Genomic DNA, 25,642 nt, shown 5'->3' with positions numbered 1-25,642 from the left:
ATGAAAAGAAAATCAACTATCTGGATCTCAATAGTCTTTATATTATTAGTTGCTTTCTTTCTGAGGTTGGGTTTCTCAAAGGCATCCGATGAGGAAAATAAAAGGGAGCCAAAGGAAAAAAAGCAGAAAAAAGTAGATGGATTTATTGCTAAACCATCATTGCTTATCACCGAGATAACCGTTTCCGGTTCTTTGCTTGCTTTAGAGGAAGTCGAATTAAAAAATGAAGTTGCAGGGAGAGTGGTTATGATTAATTTGCCGGAGGGAAAGCCAGTAAAGGAAGGAACTTTGCTGGTTAAACTTTTTGATGACGACCTTCAGGCAACATTGAAGAAATTAGAGGTTCAGCTTGCTATCCAACAAAAAATTTATGAACGTCAGACCGAATTGCTTAAAGTGAATGGAATCACTCTAAATGATTATGAGCAGACCGGGTTGCAACTAAGTTCTCTAAAAGCGGATATAGAGGTAGAAAAGACTTTGATACGAAAAACTGAAGTTCGTGCACCCTTTGACGGTGTAATAGGATTAAGAAGTATCAGCGTGGGTGCCATTATTAGTCCATCCACTTTATTAGCCACTATACGGACCGAAGATAAAATTAAACTTGATTTCAGTGTTCCGGAAAAATACGGACCGATGATTAAAACAGGCATGAAAATCAAATTCAGTACCACTGATGTCGAAAAACAATTCAATGCTACAGTCATCGCCACCGAAGAAGGTGTTGATGCTTCCACTCGTAATTTGAAGATCAGAGCCTTGGTTAATACGAAATCTCCGGATTTGCTTCCCGGTTCATTTAGTAATGTATCGGTTCGACTCAATGAAAATCCGGATGCCCTTTTAATTCCTATACAATCGATAATACCTCAGGAAGATACTAAGACAGTGATTGTTGCCAGAGGAGGTAAAGCTCATTTTGTGGAAATTAAAACAGGAATCCGCCAAGCTTCAAGCATAGAAGTTATCGAAGGTATCCAGTCCGGTGATACAATTGTTACCTCTGGCTTACAATTTCTGAAAGAAGGTAGCCAATTACTGTTTTCTTCTGTAAAAAAATAAATTATGACCATTTCAGATATTGCATTAAAACGTCCTGTTGGTTCCATTGTGCTAAGCCTTATTATTATTTTAATGGGAGTGGTAGGGTTTAATTTTTTGACTGTCAGACTCTATCCGGCCATTGATCCGCCTATTATTACAGTACAGACAAATTATACGGGAGCAAACGATGAAATTATAGAATCACAAATAACCGAACCTCTTGAGAAATCGATAAACGGCATTGAAGGTGTGAAATCTATTTCATCCCAATCCGCTACCGGAACAAGTAATATTACCGTTGAATTTGAGTTAGGTGCCGATCTGGAGAAAGCAGCGAATGATGTTCGTGATAAAGTCTCACAGGCCATGAGAAACCTGCCTCAGGATATTGATGCTCCGCCAACGGTAACTAAAGCGGATGCAAACAGCGATCCGATTATTATGTTGATGGTGGAAAGTGAAACGATGGATGTCGTCGAAATGAGCGATTATGCCGAGACTGTGCTTCAGGAGAAGTTGCAAACGATTCCCGGTATCAGTTCCGTAGCCATTTACGGGCAGCAACGTCCAGCCATGCGTTTATGGTTTAATTCGGCAAAAATGTCGGCCTTTAACGTTACACCTGCCGATATAGATGCTGCATTGCAAAAAGAAAATGTGGAAATGCCGGGTGGAAAGATTAGAGGGAATGCTACCGAACTCACTGTAAAAACTTTCGGAAGACTGGTTACCGAGGATGATTTTAATAATTTGATAATTAGGCAAACCGACAATCAGGTTATCCGGTTAAGCGATATTGGCGAAGCGATACTCGGTTCACAAAACGAAGAATCGGGTGGGGCCATAAATGGAAATGTAGGAGTATCGTTGGCTTTAATCCCTTTGCCTGGAGCGAATGATATTCAAATTTCGACTGAATTCAATAAACGGTTGGCGCAAATCAGGCAGAGTGCCCCTAAAGGGATAGAGTTGAATGTGGGACGTGATAAATCGGTCTTTGTCAAACAATCCGTGAAGGATGTACTCGAAACGCTGTTAATTGCTATTTCTCTGGTTGTTCTTATTATCTTTCTTTTTTTCCGGAACTGGATAATAGCTTTGCGTCCGCTGATTGATATTCCGGTTTCGCTAATAGGGACATTCTTTATTATGTACCTTTTCGGATTCTCCATCAATGTGCTTTCGCTATTGGGTATTGTCTTGGCCACAGGATTGGTAGTAGATGATGGGATTGTAGTGACTGAAAATATATTTAAACGGATAGAACAGGGAATGGATAAATTTCGTGCGGCGATGGAAGGAACCCGTGAAATATTCTTTGCCGTTATTTCCACTTCACTTACGCTGGCTATTGTTTTTATCCCTGTCATTTTTTTACAAGGTTTTACCGGACGTTTATTCCGTGAGTTCGGTATAGTCGTAGCAAGTGCCGTACTGATTTCATCATTGGTTTCACTAACCCTGACACCCGTTTTGAATGTCATTTTGGGCGGTTCGGCATCGCATCATTCCAAATTTTATTTGGCAAGCGAACCGTTTTTTTTAGGTATGGAGAAAAAATACAGACGCTATCTTAGTTTTTTTATTCAGAATAAGTGGATATCCTTTTCAATTTTGGGATTGTGTATTGTGATAATCGTTTGCTTATCGGCAAATCTGAAATCGGAATTAGCACCGCTCGAAGATCATAGTTATATCCGCACCAATATTACAGCGCCGGAAGGTACGGAATACAGTACAACCAAGAATATCGTTGACCGATTAGCTAGAATTAATCTGGACAGGGTTCCGGAAGCTAAATATACCATGTCCCGTTATGCGGGAGGTTCGTCGGCAAGCTCGACAAATACGGGTTCCTTAACTATTTTTCTTTCCGATCCTTCGGAACGTAAAGCAAGTCAACAGGCTATATTTAAAAAACTGTCCGGAATTTATGATTCCGTCCCCGATGCGCGGGTTATCGCCAGTCAGGAACCGACCATCGCCACTTCTAATTCCAGAGGATTGCCGGTACAATTTGTATTGCAGAATCTTGATTTTGAAAAAATCAGGACAGTCTTACCTAAATTTATGGAGGAAGCGCAAAATAGTCCGGTCTTCAGCAATATTGATGTCGACTTAAAATTTAATAAACCGGAAGTCGATATTACAGTGGACCGTTTGAAAGCGACCAGCCTGGGAGTCAATGAAAGTGATGTATCCAATGCACTGAATTTAGCATATAGCGGTAGTCGATATGATTATTTTTTACGTAATAACAGACAGTATTATGTTGTCGGGCAGATGGAACGCAGCGGCAGGAATATTCCGGCCGATATTTCATCTATGTATGTTCGTTCCAACAACGGAGCTTTGGTTCAGTTAGACAATCTGGTCAAAATAAATGAAAATAGTTCGCCTCCGATTTTATACCATTTCAACCGCTATAAATCGGCTACTGTTTCGGCCAATTTGGCTGAGGGCAAGACGCTGGGTGAAGGAATTGCCGAAATGCAGCAAATTGGCAGTAGATTGCTCGATCCTACATTTACTACAGCATTATCGGGGCCTTCACGGGATTTTGCCGAAAGTAATTCGAATATCTCGTTTGCTCTTATTTTAGCTTTGTTGCTTATTTATTTGATTTTGGCAGCTCAGTTCGAAAGTTTCCGTGATCCGTTCATTATCATGTTCACTGTGCCTATGGCGATAGCGGGAGCTATGCTGTCTCTTTGGATATTCGGACAAACGTTGAATATATTCTCTGAAATCGGTATGATTTTACTGATAGGTATTGTGACTAAAAACGGTATTTTGATTGTGGAATTTGCCAATCAGAAGCGTAAAATGGGTATGAACAAAAAAGTGGCTGCTTTTGAATCGGCATCAGCCCGTTTCCGTCCTATTTTAATGACTTCGCTAGCAACTATTTTTGGCGCATTGCCTATCGCATTGGCATTAGGTGCCGGTTCTACCAGTCGTATTCCATTGGGAATCGTAGTAGTAGGGGGATTACTATTTTCGTTATTGCTAACCTTATTTGTTATTCCGATTATTTATATCGCCATGTCAAGTAATAATAAAATTGGTACGGAATGAAATTCATTAAAATGATAAGCGTGATGAAAGTATGTGCTTTATTCTTGCTGTTTTCTCTTTTTTCAATGGTTAATGCTCAAAAATTATTAACTCCTGAGGATGCAATCAAGATCGCATTAAAGAATAATTTTGATATTCTTGTTGCTGGAAACGACGCCACGATAGCCAAGGTGAATAATACGGCTGGAAATGCAGGAATGATGCCGACAATTGCTTTTACAGGTACAGCTGGTTATGAATTGAATGATACCAAACAAAAACTTGCTTCGGATACCAGAAATGATCATCCATCGTTATCTACCACTGCTTTTAGTACCGGCGTTGAATTGAATTGGACATTATTCGACGGTGGAAAAATGTTTGTTACCAGAAGTAAATTAAATGAGATGCAGACTCTTGGCGAGATTCAATTCAGAGATCAGGTATTGCAAACTTATTTCGATGTAATTGCCGCTTATTATGATGTGGTGAGACAGAAACAACAGTTGGCTTCCATCAACGAATCGATGAATTATAATCGCGACCGGGTCATGATCTCCCAGGCCGGCTTTAATGCCGGATCGATGTTGAAGACCGACCTTCTTCAGGCTAAAATAGATTTAAATGTTACTACTGAAAATGTAATTAATCAACAATTTGTCATTGATGCAGCATTAAAAACATTGAATCAGTTACTTGGGCAAAATGCGGAAGAACAATTTGAAATTGTAGATTCAATTCCATTGGACTATTCTCCCGATAAGGCCGACTTACTTCAAAAAATCAATAATTCAAATACCAGTATTCTTGCTTTTCAAAAGCAAATTGAGATTGCCCAGTTAGTATTGAAAGAAAACCGGGCAGCTTATCTGCCGACACTAAGCTTTAGAACCGGTTATTATGCGTCGCAGACAGTCAATTCGGCAGGTTCTGCTCTAAAAACGAGTTCTGTAGGTCCACAGGTAGGAGTGACACTTTCCATTCCTATTTATAATGCGGGAGAAAACAAACGGAAAGAACGGGTTGCCAAAATTCAGGCACAATCTGCAGAATATGATTTACATAATATAAAATTGCAAGTTAATATCCAACTACAAAATACGCTGACAGAATTTGAGAATCAACAGCAATTGCTGAAAATCGAAACTGAAAATAATGAACTGGCAAAGGAAAACATCCAAATCAGCATCGATTGGCTGAAACAAGGGCAAGCGACTTCTCTGGAAGTGCGTCAGGCTCAGAACGACTTTGTTGACTCAAATACGCGATTGATTAATTTTCGTTACAACCTGAAAGTGGCTGAAACTAAATTGAAGCAACTTGTTGCTAATTTGTAGTTTGTTGTCTTGATTATCGATAGTATATTCATGCTATATTTGTATTTCTATCTTGATAGAAAAACGACGGATGGTTGGAATCCATGGTATGGTTGCCGGGATAGATTACGAACTATAATTTATATGAATATAAAGAAATAACTCCTGACTAAGGTTCCTGTTTTTAGTGGCAGATTTGTAAGAAAGAATATCATATCTCTAATTTATCTTTACGATAAGAAGTCTATATTTGCAACATATAATCTATATTATTGTAAATTATGAAGAAGAACCATTTTGTCAGAAACATTTCTTTCCTATTATTTTGTATTCCTTTTATTGTTTGGGGACAGACTTTGCAGCATATTGAACTCAGTGGTTATCTGGGGAGGAGCGTAGATAATTGCATTGAGCATCGTGTGAAGGCACAGGATGTGGATCATCTCGTCGAACCATTCCGCCATAAGGAAGAAACCAGCCGCTGGCAGAGCGAGTTCTGGGGAAAATGGGTGCAAGGCGCCATTGCATCCTACCGTTATAATAAAGATCCGGAGTTATATAAAATTATTAGCGAAAGCGTAGAATCTTTATTGAAAACTCAGCTCCCCAACGGTTATATCGGAAATTATTCGGAAGCCGCCCAATTACAGCAATGGGACGTCTGGGGGCGCAAATATACGGCACTCGGGTTGATCGCCTATGCGGATCTTTCGGGAGATAAAAAGGCTTTGGATGCCGCCTGCCGGATGATCGACCATTTGATGACCCAGGTAGGGCCCGGAAAAGTTAATATTGTAACAACCGGCAACTATATCGGTATGGCGAGTTCCAGCATTTTAGAGCCGGTTATGTATCTGTATAACCGGACGAAAGAGGAAAAGTATTTGAATTTTGCCCAATATATTGTCGCCCAATGGGAAACTCCGGAAGGACCGCAATTAATCAGCAAAGCGATTGCCGACGTGCCGGTATCTCAACGCTTCCCGCATCCGAAGATTTGGTTCTCCAGGGAAAACGGACAGAAAGCCTATGAGATGATGTCTTGTTACGAAGGGCTGCTGGAATTATATAAAGTAACGAAGAATCCGTTGTATTTGTCGGTGGTGGAAAAAACGGTGAATCATATAATCAATGAGGAGATCAATATTGCCGGTTCGGGCAGCGCTTTTGAATGTTGGTATGGTGGAAATAACCGTCAGACTATTCCGACGTATCACATGATGGAAACTTGCGTCACTTTTACCTGGATGCAAATTTGTAACCGTCTGTTGGAATTGACCGGCAATTCGTTATATGCCGACCAGATTGAGAAGACCATTTATAACGCATTGCTGGCCTCCATGAAAAGTGACGCGTCGCAAATTGCCAAATACAGTCCCTTGGAAGGCTGGCGGCATGAAGGGGAGGAGCAATGCGGTATGCATATTAACTGCTGCAATGCAAATGGACCGCGGGCTTTCGCCTTGATTCCCGCCTTTGCCTATCAAGTGAAAGACGATGCTGTGCGGGTTAATTTGTATGCACCTTCCACGGTGGATATACAATTGGCGAATAAAAGGAAAGTACAGCTTCGGCAGCAAACCGATTATCCGGTAAAAGACCAGATTGCAATAGAGGTGAATCCCGAAAAGGCCACCGAATTTTCTCTTTTGCTTCGTATTCCGGCTTGGAGCCGGCAGGTAAGCGTTGCGGTGAATGGGGAAGCGCAAACCGGTTGCTTGCAGGGTAGCTATTATACCCTTCGCCGGAAGTGGAATCCGGGAGACCAGGTGGTTTTGACTCTTGATCTGCGTGCGCATGTAGTGGAACTCAATCAAGCGCAGGCCATTGTTCGCGGACCTATCGTACTGGCGCGGGATAGTCGTTTTGGGGATGGTGATGTGGATGAGGCGTCGGTGATTGTACAAAAAGAGGGCTATGTGGATTTACAACCCTCAGCAGCTTCCGACTTTGCCTGGATGGCGTTTACCGTTCCAATGGTTTTGGGGACGGATCTGGAAGGAAATCGTGACCCCAAGCCGATTCATTTCTGCGACTTTGCCTCGGCTGGGAATACATGGAATAAGGCAGAACGTTACCGAGTCTGGTTGCCCAAGACTTTAAATGTAATGCATAGTCCGTATAAACCGTATTGACCTTAAATGTGTCAAAAGTCATTCGTTCTTAACTGAAAAATTCATAACTATGAACGAGTACAGTCATAACTATGAACGAACGGATTCATAACTATGACTGCGTGGGTTCATAGTTATGAATTTTTTACAGGATTTTTTCTGGTACAGTCCCTTTTTTATGCTTTCCGGTATTTTTTGAAGGGGCATATTCTGAAAATTAATGGGCGCGTTTCCTGAATTCAGAGGGGGTGATGCCTTCTTTCTTTCTGAAAAAAGTCGAAAATTGGCAGGCATTTTCGAAGTAAAGCGTATAGGCAATCTCTGAAACATTCATCGAGGTAGTGGTTAATAGTTCTTTTGCCCGTAATAAACGCTGTTGTAACTGGTATTGAGCCGGTGAGACGCCGGTATACTCCTTAAACATCCGGCGGAACCAAGAATAACCTAAACCTAATTTTGCTGCTATTTCTTCTTGGGATAGAGGATGTTGGAGTGTGTTTTTCATTAGATTGCGGGCTTCGTTAATCTTGTCGACAATCATAGAATTGGCGAAAAGGCTTTTCTTCCTTTTATAATAAACAGATCCTAAAATATGTAGAACAATACTGGAAATCATCTGCTGATATCCGGTTTTTTCATTTTGGGCGTAATTGAGGATGTCTTCATACAGTCCCAGTATTGTCGTGCTTAATCCGATATGGAAAAGAGATTCTTCTTTTTGAAAAAATCCTTTCTCAACCCGTTTATCGATATGCGGTCCGCGAAACCCGACCCAATACTCTTCCCAACCGGTAGCAGGGTCGGGGTAATAACTATGCCATTCGCCGGGAAATAAGAGTAAAATGGTTCCGGCTTCTACTTTCTGATGTTTGCAGGATTGAGAGGAAAAATAACCACTTCCTTTCGTAATGTAAACTAATTGATACTCATTGAGAATACGTCCTGTTTGCGGTTTGAAATTATAGGAGTCGGGGTGGAGGGAAACAGGAGGGTAGGTCTCCTTGGGCGAGATGGTCTGATGCCCGATCGTAGTCACGACAATACCCCATTCCTCGTCGGTAGAACTAATAGTCAGATAATGTAAACGGTCGTTTGTAGTCATATTATGTCAAAAAAGAAAGCTTAAATGTCAGTTTCGTTAGCAAAGATATGAATTTTGTCACATAACTTTGTTTCCATAGTTAATAGATCTAATTCCAAATGAAACAACATCAATTTCTTGCATTTGATATCGGCGCTACCAGCGGCCGGGCTGTTTTGGGGACGCTGGAAGGTGTCAAATTTGAAATGCGTGATATCTACCGGTTTCCGAATGTCCTCATGGAACTTCACGGCAAATATTATTGGAACATTTTCAGTCTGTACGATGCGTTGAAAGAGGCGCTTCGTCTTTGCGCCAAAGAGGGTATCGAATTGACGTCGATCGGTATTGATACCTGGGGGGTCGATTTCGGTTATATCGGTAAGGACGGTACCCTGTTGGGTTTGCCGCGTGCTTACCGCGATCCTTATACTTCAGGGGCGCCGGAAGAATTTTTCAAAAAAGTTCCGCGCGAGGAAGTATACCGTCTTACCGGCGTTCAAATTATGGACTTTAATAGTTTGTATCAACTCTATCGTGCCAAAGAAGAAAACTTTGCTCCTCTGGAAGCGGCGGAGGAAATTCTTTTTATCCCGGATTTATTATCATACCTGCTCACCGGGAAAAAGGTTTGCGAATATACGGACGCTTCCACTTCCCAATTCTTGAATCCGGTTACCAAACAATTTGAATCTTCATTACTGGAAGCGGCCGGTGTGCCCCCCTCTTTGTTGCGTTCCTTGGTATTGCCCGGGACACGAGTCGGGGAATTAACGGATGCCTTGAGTCGGGAGACCGGATTAGGCAAAATACCCGTCATTGCGGTAGCCGGCCATGACACGGCTTCGGCGGTTGTCGCTGTGCCGGCTGAGGATACTCGTTTCGCTTACCTAAGCAGTGGAACCTGGAGCTTGATGGGGATTGAAACGGAAAAACCGATTATTACGGAACAAAGCTATAAGAACAACTTTACCAATGAAGGAGGAATAGAGGGAACAACTCGCTTTCTGAAGAATATCACCGGCATGTGGCTATTAGAACAATGCCGGAAAGAGTGGGAACGCGAAGGACGTTCTTACACCTATTCCCAGATTGTCCGAATGGCAGAGCAGGCAACGCCGAATCGCTCGATTGTCAATCCGGACGACCCCAGCTTGGCCAACCCGCCAAGCATGACACAGGCGATAGCCGCTCTTTGTGAAAAGAGCGGGCAGCCTATTCCCGTAACCGATGAAGAATTAATCCGTTGCATTTTTGAAAGTCTGGCTAACCGTTATAAAGAGGTGTTGGGACAATTGTCCGAAATGGCACCTTTCCCGATCGATAAATTGCATGTGATCGGAGGGGGTTCGCAAAATGCCTTGCTGAATCAGTTTACCGCTGATGCAATTGGCCTTCCGGTTATAGCCGGACCTTCCGAAGCGACCGCTATCGGTAATTGTTTAGTACAGGCCAAAACGGCCGGCCTGATTGCGGATCGCTGGGAAATGCGGAAAATTGTAGCCAATGCTTTTCCTTTAAAAACATATAAACCGAATAAATAAATTAAATTGAAGTATCATGAAAAAAGAAAATCAATTAAAACAAGCGTATGAGATTGCAAAGGAACGCTATGCCGAATTAGGAGTAGATGTGGATTCGGCAATAGAAAATATGAAGAAAATATCCCTGTCCCTGCACTGTTGGCAGACCGATGATGTGGTCGGATTTGAAAACCAGGGAGGCCCTTTGACAGGTGGAATTCAGGTGACCGGCAATTATCCCGGCCGTGCCCGCAATATTGATGAAGTTCGTACCGATATTGAGAAAGTGACTTCCCTGATTGCCGGCAAACATCGTTTAAGCCTGCACGAAATATACGGAGATTTCCAGGGAAAAGTCGTAGACCGCGACGAAGTGGAACCGAAACATTTCCAAAGCTGGATGGAATGGGCAAAAGAAAAAGAATTAAAATTGGATTTCAACAGTACTTCCTTTTCTCATCCGAAAAGCGGTAACCTGACGCTTGCCAATCCGGACGACTCCATTCGTAATTTCTGGATCGAACACACCAAGCGTTGCCGTTGGATCAGTGAAGAAATGGGTAAATTCCAAAACGATCCTTCCATTATGAACCTATGGATACATGACGGAAGCAAAGAAGTACCGGCCAGTCGCCTGAAATATCGCCAAATCCTCGAACAATCGCTGGATGAGATCTTTTCTACCCCTTATGAGCATATGAAAGATTGTATCGAAGCTAAATTGTTCGGTATCGGTCTGGAGAGCTATACGGTCGGATCTTATGATTTTTATTTAGGCTATGGGGCAAAAAAGGGTAAAATCGTGACATTGGATACCGGGCATTTCCATTTAACGGAAAGTGTAGCTGATAAAATCTCCAGTCTTTTGCTCTTTACTCCGGAAATTATGCTTCACGTCAGTCGTCCGATCCGTTGGGATAGCGATCATGTGGTCATTTTGAATGATGATTTATTGGATCTTACACGTGAAATTATCCGTAGCAATGCCTTGGATCGCATACATGTCGGTCTGGATTATTTCGATGCGACGATCAACCGGATCGGTGCTTATGTCGTGGGTTGCCGGGCTACCCAGAAAGCCTTCCTACGAGCCTTGTTGGAGCCTTCGGCTACTTTACAGAAATATGAAGCAAACGATCAATATTTCGAACGTCTGGCTTTACAAGAAGAACTGAAAAGCTTGCCTTGGACGGCTGTTTGGGACCAATATTGTTTACAGAACGGCGTACCGGTGGGTGAAGACTATATTGCGGATATCAAAAAGTATGAGAAAGAAGTAACCTCTAAACGATAGTCCGATGAACATATTCATTGGTTTGCTTATCATTGCGGTCGGCAGTTTCGGACAAAGTAGTTCGTACGTGCCGATACGCAAGGTGAAGGATTGGAGTTGGGAAAGCTTCTGGCTGACGCAGGGAATCTTCGCCTGGTTAATCTTCCCTTTATTGGGTGCTTTGTTAGCCATACCGGAAGGAAGCAACCTTTTTGAGTTGTGGAACAGAGAGGGTGCCGGTATGGCCATTTTCTACGGAATGCTGTGGGGAATCGGAGGATTGACGTTCGGCCTGAGCATGCGTTATCTGGGCGTTGCTCTCGGACAGAGTCTGGCTTTAGGTACTTGTGCAGCCTTCGGTACGCTTTTCCCGGCGATTCTTGCGGGAAGAAACCTTTTTCATGGAGAGGGGTTGCTTTTGCTGATCGGCGTTTGCATTACCATTGCCGGAATTGCCATTATCGGTTATGCGGGTAGCCTCCGGTCGAAGAATATGTCGGAGGAAGAACGGAAAGCCGCCGTAAAAGAGTTTGCTTTGACAAAAGGATTGCTGGTTGCATTACTGGCCGGGGTGATGAGCGCTTGTTTCGCTTTGGGGCTTGATGCAGGCGCTTCGGTTAAGGAGGCTGCCTTGGAAGGAGGGGTAAAGCCGTTATTGGCTGGGTTGCCCGTCATCATGCTGGTGACGATCGGCGGCTTCATTACGAACGCTTGTTTTTGCATTCAACAGAATATAAAGAATAAAACGGGAAAAGACTATTTTTCGGTTTCTTCCGGCGTATTAACCAATAACCTTCTTTTCTGTGCCCTTGCCGGCGTGTTGTGGTATTCACAATTTTTCGGATTGGAAGTAGGAAAGAGTTTTCTGACCGGAAACGCCATGTTGCTGGCTTTCTCCTGGAGTATTCTGATGTCGCTGAATGTTATTTTCAGTAATGTTTGGGGAATCTTGCTAAAAGAATGGAAAGGAGCGGCCCCTAAGACAATTATAGTTCTTATCTTTGGATTGTTAGTGCTGATTGCTTCGATCATTGTCGTGGCAGTCGCTCAATAAATGAATATTATTATTATAAGAATTGAATATTAGAATGAAATCGATCTTAGAAAATCGTCCCGCTTTGGCAAAACAAGTGGGAGATGTAGCGGAAGTTGCCGGCTATCTTTGGCAAAAGGGATGGGCTGAACGAAACGGTGGAAATATTACCATCAATATTACAGAATATGTCGACGACGAAATCCGCGGGTTGAAACCAATAACCAACCCTGTGTCATTCGGTGTATACCTGCCTCATCTGAAAGGTTGTTACTTTTTCTGTAAGGGAACCAACAAGAGAATGCGCGATTTGGCCCGATGGCCGATGGAGAACGGGGCTGTCATCCGTATTCTGGATGATTGCAAAAGCTATGTTATTATCGCTGATAATCCGGTTTGTCCTACTTCCGAATTGCCGTCTCACCTGTCCATGCATAATTTCCTGATAGGAAAAGGTTCGACTTATAAGGCCGCTTTGCATACGCATCCGATCGACCTGATTGCAATGACACATAACCGCGCTTTCCTTGAAAAAGACAAATTGACTTATCTGCTCTGGAGCATGATTCCGGAGACGCGTGCATTCTGTCCGAAAGGATTGGGGATTATTCCATACAAAATGCCGAGTTCCATAGAGCTGGCGGATGCGACGATCAAGGAACTGGAAGACTATGACGTCGTGATGTGGGAAAAACACGGGATTTGCGCGGTCGGTGAAAACATTATGGAGGCGTTCGATATGGTGGATACCTTATCGAAGTCGGCGCAAATCTATTTGACGGCAAAATCAATGGGATTTGAACCGGAGGGTACTTCTCCCGAACAAATGGAAGAATTGAAGATTGCATTCAATTTGCCGAAATAAAGTATTTTCTTAATTTATTGACCTTTGCGAATTTAAAAGAGTTATATTATGAAAAAATGGATAGGCTTCATCGGATGTCTCACCTTTTTATCTATATGCTTCGGATGTGTGCCCCGTAACATGCAAATAAACGGAAAAGAGTTGGAGACTGGTTTTGTAGCCCCTCCGGATAGCATTCAGACCTCCGTTTATTGGTATTGGATTTCGGGTCATATATCCGAAGAGGGGGTAGTCAACGATCTGAAATCGATGAAAGCTGCAGGAATCAACCGGGCATTCATTGGTAATATCGGCTTGGAAGAGAAAGAATCAGGAAAAGGAAAGGTTGCCTTCAATAGTGATGAATGGTGGAAGATCCTGCATACGGCTTTAAAGACGGCGACCGAGTTGAATATCAAAATAGGAATCTTCAATTCGCCGGGTTGGAGCCAATCGGGCGGCCCATGGGTGAAGCCGAACCAGGCGATGCGCTACCTGGCTTCATCGTCTGTAACAGTAAGCGGCGGCAAACAGGTGGAATTGGACTTGCCGGCTCCGGGTGCGGATTTTCAGGATGTGAAAACAATCGCTTTTCCGTCTATTCCTGGAGGGAGCAACCTTTATAAAAATATTTTTAAGATACACTCTTCCCAATCGGTAAAGGAATTACTTCATTTATGCGACGACGATTTGGCGACCGAAACCGTTTTTCCTGCCTTGAAGGAGAATAAATTGACTTTGGATTTCGAATCCAAGGATCCGTTTACACTTCGCTCGCTGAAGATTTATCCCACTCGCGTCCCGATAAGAGCTAATGCAAAATTACAGGTAAAGAAAGACGATAATTTCGAGACGTTGGATTCTTTTCTGATAGACCGTTTCAACTTTGCGTTGAATGTCGGTTTCCAACCGGATGCGCCTATTGTTATTTCCGTCCCGGAAACAAAAGCATCGGACTTTCGTCTGCTTTTGACGGATGTAGCGCCTAACAGCGGCTTCCGCGAGGTGGAATGGTCTTCTGTTCCTTATGTGGAACGTTATCCGGAAAAAACACTGGCAAAGATGTTTCAGACGCCATTGCCTTATTGGAATGAGTACCAGTGGCGAGATCAACCGGAAGTAACGAATGATTCGCTGGTTATCGACCCCGATAAGGTGATCGATCTGACGGCCAGAGTTACCGGCGGCCATTTATCATGGAACGCTCCGGCGGGAGAATGGACTATTTTACGCATGGGAATGCGGCCGACAGGCGTGACCAATAGTCCGGCCGCTCCGGAAGCAACCGGATTGGAGATTGACAAGATGAGTAAAGAACATGTGGAATCTCATTTTGAGGCCTTTCTAGGTGAAATAATCCGTCGTATTCCGGCGGAAGACCGGGCTTGCTGGGAGGTGGTCGTACAAGACAGCTATGAGACTGGCGGACAGAATTTCACTGATGATTTTCTCGAATCTTTTACGGAACGTTATGGCTATGATCCGATTCCTTTCCTTCCTGTCTACGATGGCTTTGTCGTACAGAGCGAGGAACTGTCCGACCGTTTTCTTTGGGATATGCGAAGGTTGGTTGCCGATCGGATTGCCTATGATTATGTGGGCGGATTACGGGATGTCAGCCATAAATACGGTTTACATACCTGGCTGGAAAATTACGGGCATTGGGGATTCCCAGGGGAGTTTCTGCAATATGGCGGGCAGTCCGATGAGATTGGCGGCGAGTTCTGGAGTGAGGGAGAATTGGGAAACATAGAGAACCGGGCAGCTTCTTCATGCGGCCATATTTATGGGAAGAACAAGATTTCGGCAGAGTCGTTTACAGCCGGAGGAAATACGTTCGGCCGTTATCCGCAAATGATGAAGCAAAGGGGAGACCGTTTCTTTACCGAAGGAATTAATAATACGTTGCTCCATGTATATATCTCACAGCCCTATGAAGAAAAAGAACCGGGTGTAAATGCATGGTTTGGTAACGAATTTAATAGGAAAAATACCTGGTTTCCACAGTTAGACCTCTTTACAACTTACGTGAAACGAGTGAATTTCATGTTGCAGCAGGGGCTTAATGTAGCGGATGTCGCTTATTTCATCGGCGAGGATACTCCTAAAATGACCGGAATCACCGATCCTCCGCTTCCCAAGGGCTATCAATTCGATTATATCAATGCCGAAGTGATAGAAAGGGATTTGTTCGTGAAAAACGGACTGCTGACCCTACCTCACGGAACCCAATATAAACTGCTGGTACTTCCTGCCCTGGAAACCATGCGTCCGGAACTGCTGACGAAGATAAAAGACTTGATTGAAGCGGGGGGAGTCGTTCTGGGGCCTCCGCCGTCCCGTTCCCCAAGTATGCAAAATTATCCGCGAGCGGACGAAGAAGTCCAACGGCTGGTAAAACTCCTTTGGTCGAAACTCGACGGCACAACGGTAAAATCCGTAAAGATAGGGAAGGGTATGTTGCTCCGGGGGATGAATCTGTCCGAAGCGTTGGCTCTTGTGAACTGTGTCCCGGATTGCAAACTGGCTGCTGAAGATCCGATCTTATACGGACACCGTGATGGCGGGAAGATACAGATTTATTTCTTATCCAATCAAAGCGAGAAACCCATTACATTTACACCCGAATTCCGGGTGAAATCGATGCAACCGGAAGTCTGGGACGCTACCACCGGTAAGGTTCGTCCACTGCCCTCTTTTGAACAGACGCAGGAAGGAACTGTTGTTCCGATGAAACTGGATGCCTTGGAAAGCGCTTTTGTCGTCTTCCGTACGGCATTGAAGGATATGGGTAACTTATCGGCCCAGGCGGATGCGGAACTCAATTTTCCTACACCGCAGGTCTTGAAAGAACTGTCCGGTCCCTGGACATTGACATTCGATACTGCCAGGCGCGGGCCTGCCGAACCACTTCTTATGGATAAGTTGGTTGCAATCACCGAAAGCAAGGATTTTGATATCCGTCATTATTCGGGAAGCATAGTCTATAACTCTTCTTTCGATCTGGACAGCCTGCCGGATAAACGGTTATATCTCGATTTACATGAACTCTACGCCATGGCAAAAGTCAAGGTGAATGGAGAATATGCGGGTGGCGTCTGGACAACTCCTTATCGTCTGGACATAACCGAGCGGGTGAAGAAAGGTGTAAACAACCTCGAAATAGAGGTGGTGACCACTTGGCGGAACCGGTTGGTCGGAGACCAGCAATTACCTGAAAAAGACCGTAAAACCTGGCTTCCGGCTAATCCGTGGAAAGCGGACTCGCCTTTGCAAAAAATGGGTTTGATCGGACCGGTAACGCTTGAAACACAAACTTATTAGAAATAAAGGTACCTCTGCTTCTCCGGAGTGGAGGTACCTTTCTCTACGATATCATTTTTCAAATCATATTTTTATGAAACAGTTCTTTGTTTACCTTTCTTTCTTTTTAGCTTGTTCTCTTGCTGCACAGCAACGGGACAGTCGTATGCGTGAATATTTACCTCCCACACGGATTGTGTGGCAACAACACGAGGAACGGATAAGCAATGCCCGGGCCTTGTTTCAGCCCGGTAACGGCCAGAGTGATTTAGCCAATACGTCCATTTGTAAGATGAAAAGTTCATCGACAGAACATCCTGCCGTTCTGCTCGATTTCGGAAAAGAATTGCAAGGCGGCTTGCAGATTGTGACCGGGATGTCTCCTTCTCAGAAGCCTGTATCCGTACGGATACGCTTTGGCGAATCGGTGAGTGAAGCCATGTCCGACATCGATGGCGTGAATGGGGCAAGCAATGACCATGCCATACGCGATTTTATCCTTCCCCTTCCCTGGTTGGGCGTGGTTGAAGTGGGGAATTCCGGTTTTCGTTTCGTCCGGATCGATTTGCTCGATGATTCGACGGAATTACATTTAAAAGAGGTTCGGGCAATCTCTACTTTCAGGGACATTCCCTACCGGGGATCTTTCAAATCTAATGACGAACGGTTAAATAAAATATGGCAGACCGGAGCTTACACGGTCCATTTGAACATGCAGGAATACTTATGGGATGGCATTAAACGGGATCGTCTGGTTTGGGTAGGCGACCTGCATCCGGAAGTGATGACCGTCTCGACTGTTTTCGGATACAATGAGGTCGTGCCGAAAAGTCTCGATCTGATCCGCAACCTGACGCCTCTTCCCCAGTGGATGCACGGCATCAGTTCTTATTCGATCTGGTGGCTATTGATTCAACGGGACTGGTATTATTACCAGGGAGATTATGCCTATTTGAAAGAACAAAAACCTTATCTCACCGGATTGGTCCGCCAATTGCTCGGGAAAGTGGATAAGGGCGGGCAGGAACAATTGGACGGCAATCGCTTCCTGGACTGGCCTTCAAGTGAAAATAAACCGGCTATCCATGTCGGCCTGCAATCCTTAATGGTGTTGGCGCTTTCGGCCGGTGAAGAGCTTTGCAACCTGTTGGGAGAAACCTCTTTAGCGGATGAATGCAATAAGAAAAAAGAGTTGGCAACCCGGCAAGCGCAAAAGATATCCAAGGATATCCTTCATCCGAAAACTTCGGCAGGGCAACCCGGTTATAAGCAGGCGGCAGCTTTACTCACCCTGGCCGGTGTTATCTCACCGCAGGAAGCGAATGAGAACGTCTTGTCCATAGATGGCGCGCGCGGATTCTCCACTTTTTACGGATATTATATGCTGCGTGCCATGGCGGCGGCAGGAAACTATCAGGGAGCCCTGGATGTAATCCGCCAATATTGGGGAGCGATGCTCGATCTGGGGGCGACTACCTTTTGGGAGGATTTCAATATGGACTGGCTGCAAGATGCGGCGCGGATTGACGAACCAGTACCACCCGGAAAAGTAGATATCCACAAGAAATACGGCAATTATTGTTACAAGGGGTACCGTCATAGCTTCTGTCACGGTTGGGCATCCGGTCCTACGGCTTGGCTCAGCGAGCAGGTGCTGGGTGTCCAGGTCATTGAACCGGGCTGCCGGACGGTACGGATTACTCCTCATTTAGGCGATTTGCAATGGGTGGAAGGCGCTTTCCCGACGCCTTATGGAGAGATTAAACTTCGCCATGAAAAACAAGCGGACGGAACGGTGAAAAGCACCATTCAGGCGCCGAAAGAAATTAGAGTTCTTCAGTAAATACAATAATTCATGAAAATCAATTTTATTCTCCTCGAATTGTTTATTACAATCCTTTTATTAACGGCTTGTAGCGTGCGGAATGAAAAAGTAACGCCTACGCATCTGCGTACGGAATTTCTAACGGAACCGATTGGCATAGATAATCCGAATCCTCGTTTTACTTGGGAGTATTCCGGTGAGGAGAAAGGTTTTTCCATACGGAAAAATGAAATCCGGATCGGTACCGATCCGGATCGGATGGAAGTCTATATCCCGGGTAGTCCATTGAAACCTTTTACGAAATATTATTGGACGGTTACCGTATGGGATCAAAAAGGCCGCCGTTGTCCGACTTCGGAACCGGCGACTTTCGAAACCGGAAGAATGGATACCTCTGCCGATTCCTGGACAGTTCCCTGGATAACCGATCAGCATGATAAGGAGTTCGAACCGGCCCCGTTATTCCGCTCGACTTTCAGCCCGAAGGATTCCATCCGGGAGGCCCGTTTGTATGTCGCTTCGGCAGGTTATCATGAACTCTTCCTTAACGGCGAACGGGTAGGGGAGAATTATCTGGATCCGGGATATACCCATTTTGACAAACGGATTCTTTATGTGAGCCATGATGTGACGGATCTGGTTCAGCCCGGACAAAAAAACGCATTAGCCGCCGTATTGGGTAATGGCTGGTATAACGAGCAATCGGTAGCCGTCTGGAATTTTCATCTCGCGAGCTGGAGGCAACGTCCCCGGTTCTCATGTCAGCTCCGGGTGACTTACGCAAACGGTGAAACCGAAAAATGGGAGACCAACGACAAAGAATGGAAGACATCGACCGGACCTTATACTTATAATAATATTTATAGCGGAGACCATTATGATGCCCGCCTGGAAGAAAAGGGATGGAATATGGCCGATTTTGATGATAACCAATGGAAGCCGGCCATACTAACCCACTCTCCGGCTCCGCTTATCGTATCCCAACAGATGCCGGGAATCCGGATTACGGAAGAGATGGAACCAACGGATATGCAAAAATTCAACGACCAACTCTACGTATATTCTTTCCCCAGGAATATCGCCGGGCTATGTCGCCTGGCAGTCAAAGGTGAGAAGGGTACACGCATCACGATTAAGCATGGCGAACTGTTGAAAAAAGACGGACGATTGGAGCAAGGGAATATTAATGTTTACTATCATCCGGTAAAGCCGTATGAAATCTTTCAGACAGATGTCTTCACATTGGCCGGCACGGGAGAAGAGGAAATCTTCATGCCTTCCTTTACCTATCATGGCTTCCAGTATGTAGAGGTGGAAAGTTCGAAACCGGTTACGCTGGCGAAAGAGAGCCTGACTGCTTTGTTCATGCATACCGACCTCCCTCCGGTGGGAAACTTTTCCTGTTCTAATCCTTTGCTGAATGATATCTGGGATGCTACGATGCAGTCCTACCGGAGTAATATACATAGTATACCGACCGATTGCCCGCAACGCGAAAAAAACGGATGGACCGCCGATGCCCATATCGCAGTCGACTTGGGATTACTCGGTTTCGACGGCATCACGTTCTATGAGAAATGGATGGACGACTTCATCGATAACCAACGGAAGACGGGGGATATTTCTGGAATCATTCCTTCCAGCGGTTGGGGATTCGGCGAATGGCCGGGGCCGGTGTGGGATGCCGCCCTCTTTATTATCCCTAACGCTTTATATAATTATTACGGGGATACACTATGTATAAGGAAAATATATCCGGCCTTGGAACGTTACCTGGACTATCTCAAGACAAAGGAAAAAGAAGGTTATTTGACTTTTGGGTTGGGTGACTGGGTCTATTGGAAATCCACCACTCCGAATGAATATACATCAACCGCCTATTACTATCTGGATTATATGTTGATGGCGCGCTTTGCTTCCCTGTTGGGGAAAGACCCGTCTGTTTACCAGGAGAAAGCGGATGAATTAAAGGGATTGATCAATCAAAAGTTCTTTGATGCTGCTTCCGGGCGTTATGCCAACGGTACGCAGACTGCGCAAGCGTTGGCTCTCTATCTTGGATTGCCGCCGAAAGGAAAGGAACAGCAGGTTGCCGACTTATTGCATAAGGTGGTGGCTGATAACCAGTACTATCTCGATTTCGGACTGCTGGGAAGTAAAACGGTTCCGGCTATGCTTACCCGGTACGGCTATTTGTCCGATGTAATGAAGATGGTGACCAAGACGGATGCGCCTTCATGGGGCTATTGGGTGGAAACGAAAGGATGTACCACTTTGCCGGAAACCTGGACTCTCAGCCCGGAATTTAAGGATGCTTCCCTGAATCATGTTTTTATGGGGGATGTCTCCGCCTGGATGATGAATCAACTGGCAGGCATTAATTATGACGCCACCCGGCCCGGTTTTCGCCATATCCGTTTTACGCCTCATTTTGCTGAAGAATTGGATTGGGCAAAAGGGGAATATCATTCGGTTCGCGGACTGATAACAAGCGAATGGAAGCGGGATGGCGATTCTGTGAAACTGACGGTTCAGGTACCGGCCGATTGCACAGCGGAAATACAAATCGGAGATGAAGTAAAAAAGGTGAAATCAGGAATTTATACCTTCACCTATCATAAGTGAGATAGTTAAGTTCCGCTGGTAAAATACGAAGCGACGGCTTGCATGGGAAAATTCTCTTGCACTAAACCGTTCAAAATAACAACGGAGAATAGGATAAAAAAGAAAAAGATGAGAAAAACGGTTTTTTTATTTTTGTTTTTACTCTGTTTCTGTATACTGCAGGCAACAGATGGATGGAAAGGAATGTGGATCAACAGCGAAAATACACAAAGCCGGATAAACACCTGGCAGGGATACAGGAAAGTGACGGATATTTCCACAATACCGCCTTCGTTGAAAGCGCGTATCGCCGTCGATTCCAAATATTGGCTATGGGTGAATGACCGGTTGGTCGTTTTTGAAGGAGGATTGAAACGGGGGCCTTCCCGCGATGCAACCTACTACGATGTGGTCGAACTGGCGCCTTTCCTGAAAGCGGGAAAGAATACGATTGCTGTGCTGGTCTGGCATTTCGGTCAAAACGGATTCAGTCATTTGAATAGCGGAACGGGTGCCTTGCTGTTCGATGCTGAAGCTCCGGGTGTGAATCTTTCTTCGGACGCCGGTTGGCAGTGCTTTGTTTATGATGCTTACCAAAATACGGAAGCGCCCTTTCCGAATTATCGTTTGCCGGAGAGTAATATACGCTTTGATGCGGGAAAAGAGAAGATCGGCTGGAATCGTACGGACTATGTTGGGAACTTTCCGGCAGCGCAGGTCATTGCCGCTCCCGGACAGGCTCCTTTCGGCAAATTGGTGGAGCGGCCGATTCCGTTATGGAAAGATTATGGCTACTCCGATTATGCGGAAATACGGAAATCGGCGGCAGGTGATACGCTTTATTGTAAACTGCCTTATAATTGCCATATAACCCCTTACTTCAAAGTGAAAGCGGCTGCCGGGAAAACCATTGGAATATGGACCGACAACTATATGGGAGGGGGGACACCGAATATACGGGCGGAATATATCACCCGGGAAGGAGTTCAGGAGTACGAAAGCCTGGGTTGGATGAACGGCCATGAGGTTCGTTATATCTTGCCAGAAGGGGTGGAGGTGCTGGATCTGAAATACAGGGAAACCGGCTACGATACCGAGTTTAGCGGTTCGTTCCAATGCAACGATCCTTTTTATAATGAGTTGTGGAAACGATCGGCGAGAACATTATATGTTACGATGCGTGACACCTATATGGATTGTCCGGACCGTGAGCGGGCCCAATGGTGGGGGGATGAAGTGAACGAGCTTGGAGAGGCTTTTTATGCCCTTTCCCCTTCTTCGCATAAACTGGCGCTCAAGGGAATTCATGAACTGATGGACTGGCAGCGCCCGGACGGTACGCTTTTCGCCCCTATCCCGGCCGGGAACTGGGCGAGAGAATTGCCCTTGCAGATCCTTGCTTCCGTCGGTTGGTATGGTTTTTACACGCAATATTATTATAGCGCCGACAGCAGTTTTATCCCGGTAATATACGACCGTTTGCATCGCTACCTGCATGAGGTCTGGAAACTGAATGAGCAGGGACAGCCGGTTCAACGGAATGGCGAATGGAGTTGGGGCGATTGGGGAGAAAACATAGATCAGGGCGTCTTGACCAGCGCCTGGTATTATTTGGCTTTAAAAGCCGAACATGCGTTTGCCTTGCAACTTGGGAAGACGGCGGATGCCGATGCCCTGATAAGACAGATGCAGCGGATGAAAGAGACTTTCGATTCTTCCTTCTGGACAGGGACAGCCTTCCGGACGCCTTCCTATAAAGGCGCCGACGACGATCGCTCGCAGGCCATGGCTATCCTCTCCGGCCTGGCTTCTCCGGATAAATATCCTGCTCTGCTGAAAGTCCTTAAAAAAGAATATCATGCCAGCCCTTATATGGAGAAATATGTTTTGGAGGCGCTCTTCCAGATCGGTGAAACTGATTTCGCACTCAAACGAATGAAAGAACGCTATGGGCAGATGCTTTCCCACACCGAATATACGACACTCTTTGAAGGGTGGGGCATCGGCGAAGAAGGATTTGGAGGCGGAACGATCAATCATGCCTGGAGCGGAGGGCCCTTGACGCTACTCAGCCAGAAGGTATGCGGCGTCGAACCGACATCGCCGGGCTTCCGTACTTTTCGTGTTGCTCCACAGATGGGTTCTCTGACAAAGGTTTCCGCCCGTATAAACTCCGCCAATGGAATTATTGAGACGGAAATCACGAAAAAAGGGAAGAAGCTAACTATTCGTTTGGTGGTTCCGGAAGGAACTTCCGCCGAAGTCGTTTTCCCCAATGGAAAAGTGAAAAGGGTAGAAGCAGGCGAACATTTTCTGATGTAGTTTTCAATTGTCCGGATGAAAAAAACAGGCTTCTTAGCCGTCGGAATACTATTTTTCTATACCTTTGCATCCGGAAAGGAGAAGTGCCAGAGCGGTCGATCGGGGCGGTCTCGAAAACCGTTATACCTTTACGGGTATCTGGGGTTCGAATCCCCACTTCTCCGCTGAAAGCGAAAATAAGTGAATACTGCTTGTTTTCGCTCTTTTTGTTTTTATTACTTATTGAATTGTTTGTCTTTTTGTGTTCGATAAGAATTTACGGATGTACGAACGTACTTATTTGAAGCAGGTTTAAAGAACTTCTTCTTTTCGGCGTTCGCCTATTTGCTGTCTCCACATAGCATAATACAGTCCTTTTTGACTTAACAGCGTTTGATGGGAACCGGCCTCTACAATCTTTCCTTTTTCTAAAACAAAAATCGTATCTGCATGCATAACTGTCGACAACCTGTGCGCAATGAGAATAGAAATTCGCTCCCGGTCTTTTGAAACTGTTTTAATGGTATTGGTAACAGTCTCTTCTGTTAAAGAATCTAAAGCAGAGGTTGCTTCGTCAAAAATAAGCAGCTTCGGGTTTCTCAGTAAAGCCCTTGCTATGGATATACGTTGCTTTTCTCCTCCTGAAAGTTTCATCCCATTTTCTCCTACTACCGTATAAATACCTTTTGGCGAGCGGTCTGTGAGCTGTTTTGCAGAGGCTTTTTCTAAGGCTGCAAGCACTTCATCATCTGTTGCATCAGGTTTTACGAATAATAAATTGTCACGAATAGTCCCGGCAAAAAGTTGTGTGTCCTGCGTTACAAAACCTATTTGACGGCGCAGGGGGTTATATCTTATTTGTGAAAAAGAAACGCCGTTAAAAAATATATCTCCTCCAACAGGCTTATATAAACCTACCAACAGCTTAATTAATGTAGATTTACCTGAACCCGAAGGACCTACAAAAGCAATGGTTTCCCCGATTTTCGCCTGAAATGAAATGCCGTCTATGGCATTGAACGAGCTTTTCTGATGTCTGAAAATGACATTTTCAAAAGAAATAGCGTTTAAACTATCTATTTCAACGGCATCTTCGGGACGTTTTTCTATGGGTTTTTGCATCAGTTGTTTAAAAATCTGAATAGATGCTTCCACTTCCCGATACTGCACTATTATTGTTCCTAAATTTTGTAACGGACCAAATATGCTTGTAGAAATAAACTGCATTGCAATAAGTTCGCCTGTTGAAAGAATGTCCCTGAAAATAAGCCATAGCAAAATAAATAAAATAGATTGCTTAAGAATATTAAGTGTCGCGCTTTGAAAAAAAGAGAGCATACGAACTCTTTTTAGCTTTGCCATTTCAAGATTGTAAATGCCTTCCGTTTGTGCCTTCATCCTGCGAATTTCAGGAAAAGTAAGTCCCAGACTTTTCACCAATTCTATATTTCGTAAACTCTCGGTAATTATTCCTGAAATTTCATTGGTCTTTTTATTAATGGAGCGTTGTGTGGTTTTTATCTTTTTTGAAAGAAGTCCGGTTAACGATCCCAACAACAGGATGCCGATTAAAAATACAGGGATGAGCAACCAGCTTTTTGTGATACTGTACCAAACCAAAAAGCCTATGCCTACCATGGAAGAAAAAAGTATATTAATAAACGAATTGACAAAACGCTCCGTATCTTTTTTTATTTTTTGCAGAATAGATAGCGTCTCTCCGCTGCGGCTTTCTTCAAATTCCTGAAACGATAGTCGTAATGTTTGACGGATACCGTCGTTAAAAATCTGCATTCCAAACTTGGAAACCACTTTATTCGTTAAAAATTCCTGGAATACACTTGCAACTCTCGAAAGCAATGCAATGGCAACGGCAATGGCTAACCAGAATAAAACACCATTTATAAGTTCGCTCTCTGTTTTATTATCAACATTAGTTGCATAATCATCAATTATTTTCCCGAAAATAATTGGATCAATAAGATTTAACAACTGGGCAATGGTTGCCAAAAGAAGCGAAAAAAAGATTAACCCTTTATGCGGTTTGAGATATTTCCAAAATAATTTCACAGTATTGCAATTTTTATGATTATTTCGTTGGCTAAGCGAAAACATAATAACTGGCAAAATGGGCATTGGGTTTTATGCTGCCGCATTTTGTTCTATAATGTTCTTGCATTATGTTAAAGAGCTTCCACCCATGTGTTGGCTTTCTCTCATTGTTTTTAATTGCTTGTCTTAAAGTTCATAAGTGAAATTGTTAAACGTCTTCCCCGATTTAATTCCACCTGTCGAACTGAATAAATCCTGTCCTTCAACAT

The 25,642-nt window shown here is 44.4% G+C and carries 14 protein-coding genes and 1 tRNA gene; 13 read left to right on the top strand and 2 right to left on the bottom strand.

Annotated elements, in window-relative coordinates; genetic code table 11:
- The 4 genes from BQ8014_RS11410 (at position 1) to BQ8014_RS11395 (ending at position 7,555) form a co-directional block, all read left to right on the top strand.
- Positions 1–1,065 carry an efflux RND transporter periplasmic adaptor subunit gene (locus BQ8014_RS11410; RefSeq protein WP_080904448.1) on the top strand — a complete coding sequence of 355 codons (1,065 nt, stop codon included), beginning with the start codon at positions 1–3 and terminating at the stop codon, positions 1,063–1,065.
- A 3-nt stretch (positions 1,066–1,068) separates the two neighbouring features.
- On the top strand, positions 1,069–4,125 hold the full coding sequence (locus BQ8014_RS11405) for an efflux RND transporter permease subunit (protein WP_080904447.1): 3,057 nt from the start codon (positions 1,069–1,071) through the stop codon (positions 4,123–4,125).
- Entirely contained in the window at positions 4,122–5,441 is a 1,320-nt protein-coding gene (locus BQ8014_RS11400) for a TolC family protein (protein ID WP_080904446.1), read from the top strand. Before BQ8014_RS11405 ends, BQ8014_RS11400 begins: the two co-directional genes overlap by 4 nt.
- A gap of 260 nt (positions 5,442–5,701) precedes the next feature.
- Positions 5,702–7,555: a glycoside hydrolase family 127 protein gene (locus BQ8014_RS11395; protein ID WP_080904445.1), complete on the top strand. Its 1,854-nt coding sequence runs from the start codon at positions 5,702–5,704 to the stop codon at positions 7,553–7,555.
- Positions 7,556–7,751: 196 nt separating this feature from the next.
- Here the strand turns inward: BQ8014_RS11395 and BQ8014_RS11390 are convergent, their stop codons facing one another.
- Positions 7,752–8,636, bottom strand: a complete 885-nt coding sequence (locus BQ8014_RS11390; RefSeq protein ID WP_080904444.1) for an AraC family transcriptional regulator — start codon at positions 8,634–8,636, stop codon at positions 7,752–7,754.
- A 98-nt stretch (positions 8,637–8,734) separates the two neighbouring features.
- Here BQ8014_RS11390 and BQ8014_RS11385 point away from each other — a divergent pair, with 98 nt between their 5' ends.
- From BQ8014_RS11385 to BQ8014_RS11345, 9 genes are all read left to right on the top strand, one after another.
- Complete coding sequence (locus tag BQ8014_RS11385; RefSeq protein WP_080904443.1) at positions 8,735–10,159, top strand: rhamnulokinase; 1,425 nt, start codon at positions 8,735–8,737, stop codon at positions 10,157–10,159.
- Between the two features lie 16 nt (positions 10,160–10,175).
- Positions 10,176–11,432 (top strand): L-rhamnose isomerase, encoded by a 1,257-nt coding sequence (locus tag BQ8014_RS11380; RefSeq protein WP_080904442.1) that lies wholly within the window; start codon positions 10,176–10,178, stop codon positions 11,430–11,432.
- Positions 11,433–11,436: 4 nt separating this feature from the next.
- On the top strand, positions 11,437–12,465 hold the full coding sequence (gene rhaT / locus BQ8014_RS11375) for an L-rhamnose/proton symporter RhaT (protein WP_080904441.1): 1,029 nt from the start codon (positions 11,437–11,439) through the stop codon (positions 12,463–12,465).
- 34 nt (positions 12,466–12,499) lie between these two features.
- Entirely contained in the window at positions 12,500–13,309 is an 810-nt protein-coding gene (rhaD, locus tag BQ8014_RS11370; RefSeq protein WP_080904440.1) for a rhamnulose-1-phosphate aldolase, read from the top strand.
- A 48-nt stretch (positions 13,310–13,357) separates the two neighbouring features.
- Positions 13,358–16,612 carry a glycosyl hydrolase gene (locus tag BQ8014_RS11365; protein WP_080904439.1) on the top strand — a complete coding sequence of 1,085 codons (3,255 nt, stop codon included), beginning with the start codon at positions 13,358–13,360 and terminating at the stop codon, positions 16,610–16,612.
- A 73-nt stretch (positions 16,613–16,685) separates the two neighbouring features.
- Positions 16,686–18,434: an alpha-L-rhamnosidase-related protein gene (locus tag BQ8014_RS11360; protein ID WP_080904438.1), complete on the top strand. Its 1,749-nt coding sequence runs from the start codon at positions 16,686–16,688 to the stop codon at positions 18,432–18,434.
- A 12-nt stretch (positions 18,435–18,446) separates the two neighbouring features.
- Positions 18,447–21,041 (top strand): family 78 glycoside hydrolase catalytic domain, encoded by a 2,595-nt coding sequence (locus tag BQ8014_RS11355; protein WP_080904437.1) that lies wholly within the window; start codon positions 18,447–18,449, stop codon positions 21,039–21,041.
- Positions 21,042–21,149: 108 nt separating this feature from the next.
- On the top strand, positions 21,150–23,342 hold the full coding sequence (locus tag BQ8014_RS11350; RefSeq protein ID WP_080905935.1) for an alpha-L-rhamnosidase-related protein: 2,193 nt from the start codon (positions 21,150–21,152) through the stop codon (positions 23,340–23,342).
- Positions 23,343–23,419: 77 nt separating this feature from the next.
- A tRNA-Ser gene (locus BQ8014_RS11345) sits at positions 23,420–23,506 on the top strand.
- 127 nt (positions 23,507–23,633) lie between these two features.
- On the opposite strand, the gene BQ8014_RS11340 is transcribed toward BQ8014_RS11345, so the two are convergent.
- Entirely contained in the window at positions 23,634–25,391 is a 1,758-nt protein-coding gene (locus BQ8014_RS11340; protein WP_080905934.1) for an ABC transporter ATP-binding protein, read from the bottom strand.
- Between the last annotated feature and the right edge of the window lie 251 nt (positions 25,392–25,642).

It is taken from the genome of Parabacteroides sp. Marseille-P3160, assembly GCF_900162725.1.
GTDB lineage: Bacteria > Bacteroidota > Bacteroidia > Bacteroidales > Tannerellaceae > Marseille-P3160.
Note: the sequence above shows the minus strand (reverse complement) of the source record. Positions and strands in the feature narration are given on the sequence as shown.

Bases quoted from the DNA above. Each gene is read 5' to 3' on its own strand.
- rhaT (WP_080904441.1), top strand. From the start codon at position 11,437: ATGAACATATTCATTGGTTTGCTTATCATTGCGGTCGGCAGTTTCGGA.
- BQ8014_RS11355 (WP_080904437.1), top strand. From the start codon at position 18,447: ATGAAAATCAATTTTATTCTCCTCGAATTGTTTATTACAATCCTTTTA.
- BQ8014_RS11390 (WP_080904444.1), bottom strand. From the start codon at position 8,636: ATGACTACAAACGACCGTTTACATTATCTGACTATTAGTTCTACCGAC.
- BQ8014_RS11350 (WP_080905935.1), top strand. From the start codon at position 21,150: ATGAGAAAAACGGTTTTTTTATTTTTGTTTTTACTCTGTTTCTGTATA.
- BQ8014_RS11385 (WP_080904443.1), top strand. From the start codon at position 8,735: ATGAAACAACATCAATTTCTTGCATTTGATATCGGCGCTACCAGCGGC.
- BQ8014_RS11365 (WP_080904439.1), top strand. From the start codon at position 13,358: ATGAAAAAATGGATAGGCTTCATCGGATGTCTCACCTTTTTATCTATA.
- BQ8014_RS11395 (WP_080904445.1), top strand. From the start codon at position 5,702: ATGAAGAAGAACCATTTTGTCAGAAACATTTCTTTCCTATTATTTTGT.
- BQ8014_RS11380 (WP_080904442.1), top strand. From the start codon at position 10,176: ATGAAAAAAGAAAATCAATTAAAACAAGCGTATGAGATTGCAAAGGAA.
- BQ8014_RS11360 (WP_080904438.1), top strand. From the start codon at position 16,686: ATGAAACAGTTCTTTGTTTACCTTTCTTTCTTTTTAGCTTGTTCTCTT.
- BQ8014_RS11400 (WP_080904446.1), top strand. From the start codon at position 4,122: ATGAAATTCATTAAAATGATAAGCGTGATGAAAGTATGTGCTTTATTC.
- BQ8014_RS11410 (WP_080904448.1), top strand. From the start codon at position 1: ATGAAAAGAAAATCAACTATCTGGATCTCAATAGTCTTTATATTATTA.
- rhaD (WP_080904440.1), top strand. From the start codon at position 12,500: ATGAAATCGATCTTAGAAAATCGTCCCGCTTTGGCAAAACAAGTGGGA.
- BQ8014_RS11405 (WP_080904447.1), top strand. From the start codon at position 1,069: ATGACCATTTCAGATATTGCATTAAAACGTCCTGTTGGTTCCATTGTG.